We start from the raw sequence: 1,786 nt of genomic DNA, 5'->3' as shown, positions 1-1,786 counted from the left end.
CGATCGCCGCGGTGACAGCGCCGGCGGGGTCTAGCCGCCGGCTCTCATCGAAGAAGGAGTCCTCGGTGAGATTCAGAATGCCGAACACCGTCACCATGGCGTCGGCCTCCGCAGCGACTTCCACGATGGGGATCGGGCGAGCAAAAAGGCAGCAATTATGAGCCCCATACCTACAAAGCCCCACGCATCAAGCTTTTGCCCATGAAGCAACCAGGCAATGGCTGTAATTATGACGACGCCGAGTCCCGACCAGACTGCATAAGCAACACCGACAGGGATGGATTTCAGAACCAGAGAAAGAAAATAAAATGCGATGCCATAACCGATTATGACAACGGCGGAAGGGGCAAGCTTAGTAAAGCCCTCGCTAGATTTTAATGCGGATGTTGCGATTACTTCGCCAACTATTGCGATAACAAGAAAAAGCCAGCCTTTCATGATATATCTCCCAATTTGTGTAGGGCTTATTATGCACGCTTAAAAATAATAAAAGCAGACTTGACCTGATAGTTTGGCTGTGAGCAATTATGTGCTTAGTGCATCTAACGCCTGAATTAAGCCGAGCCGCGAAGCGGCTTCGGCTTAAATGAATAGTTAGACGTTAGACGTTCTTGGCGCCATCGCAAATATGCGAAGTTTGAGATTTTCGCTTTTCGAGCAAATCAGCGACCGCAGACTTTGCATAGCCAATGAACGCCGAAGTCTCATCTGCACGCAAAGCAAGACTATCCTTGCAAAGCCCAAGATAGGCTTGCCGCGCCTCAACCAGTATTGGCTTATGCTCAGCTGGCAAGCGCTCTAAAACCCATTCGGCGGCCACATCCTTGGGGACGATTCCTCCAGTTTCAGTGCTATACCAGATCCGAGCTAACGTGAGTACGATGTTCCGCTCCTCATTTTCCCAATCCTCATGAGTATTCCACAGCTTAAGGGTATCGGAAAGCACCTGGAGAAAGTCATGCTCTGGCACCGGCATGAAGACTTTTTGAGCCACTGGACCTACTAAAGCGATGCTGTGTTGCCTAGCTTTCGTTATTAGAATTGCAAGGTCGGCGTCCAAGGCGGCTGGCTCGAAGACACCTTCAAGAATATCCTCCCGCAGCCACTCCCCGAACTGCAGTTCTCGTCGTGCCGGATAACGCCAAGGCACTACTTCGTTGCATGCAACAACAGTTACCTCTAGCGGCCGGAGTATTGAGCTTTCGCATGGTGGTGCCGAGATATTCAAGAAATCGAGCATCAGGGAGCGTCTGGTAGCTTCATCCAAGCGTGCATCCACGGTAACCAGCAGATCAATGTCGCTATATGGTTTGAGGCCACCATCAATTGCAGAACCATACAAGTGTATGGCTTTCAGCGTTGATGCCAAATGGCGTTTAATTACATCGCGTGCCTGTGAAAGCTGTCTTGAGATTCCGGTGTGTATAGAGTTGCTCATCATGTCTAACTTTGTTTTAGGGCGACTGCCCTGCTGCGTAACATCGTTGCTGCTCCATAACATCAAACATCGACCCACGGCGTAACGCGCTTGCTGCTTGGATGCCCGAGGCATAGACTGTACAACAAAACAGTCATAACAAGCCATGAAAACCAGCACTGCACCGTTACCACCGCTGCGTTCGGTCAAGGTTCTGGACCAGTTGCGTGAGCGCATACGCTACTTGCATTATAGCTTACGAACCGAACAGGCGTATGTCCACTGGGTTCGTGCCTTCATCCGTTTCCACGGTGTGCGTCACCCGGCAACCTTGGGCAGCAGCGAAGTCGAGGCATTTCTGTCCTGGCT

The 1,786-nt window shown here is 51.0% G+C and carries 3 protein-coding genes and 1 pseudogene; 1 reads left to right on the top strand and 3 read right to left on the bottom strand.

Annotation, left to right across the window (positions count from 1 at the left end):
• From AB0K08_RS16950 to AB0K08_RS16940, 3 genes and pseudogenes are all read right to left on the bottom strand, one after another.
• Window positions 1–97 (bottom strand): annotated as a pseudogene (locus AB0K08_RS16950) (sulfonamide-resistant dihydropteroate synthase Sul1); the annotation flags it as partial.
• Entirely contained in the window at window positions 91–438 is a 348-nt protein-coding gene (locus AB0K08_RS16945) for a quaternary ammonium compound efflux SMR transporter QacE delta 1 (protein ID WP_000679427.1), read from the bottom strand. The pseudogene AB0K08_RS16950 and the gene AB0K08_RS16945, both read right to left, overlap by 7 nt.
• Before the next feature lie 163 nt (window positions 439–601).
• Window positions 602–1,438 (bottom strand): ANT(3'')-Ia family aminoglycoside nucleotidyltransferase AadA9, encoded by an 837-nt coding sequence (locus tag AB0K08_RS16940; RefSeq protein WP_010991842.1) that lies wholly within the window; start codon window positions 1,436–1,438, stop codon window positions 602–604.
• A 145-nt stretch (window positions 1,439–1,583) separates the two neighbouring features.
• Between AB0K08_RS16940 and AB0K08_RS16935 the strand changes: the two genes are divergently transcribed.
• On the top strand, window positions 1,584–1,786 hold a 203-nt coding region (locus AB0K08_RS16935), incomplete at its 3' end, for a phage integrase N-terminal SAM-like domain-containing protein (protein WP_363356496.1).

It is taken from the genome of Citricoccus sp. NPDC055426 (assembly GCF_040677445.1).
Lineage (GTDB): Bacteria > Actinomycetota > Actinomycetes > Actinomycetales > Micrococcaceae > Citricoccus.
The sequence above is the reverse complement of the archived record's forward strand: the minus strand, read 5'-3'. Positions and strand labels throughout refer to the sequence as shown.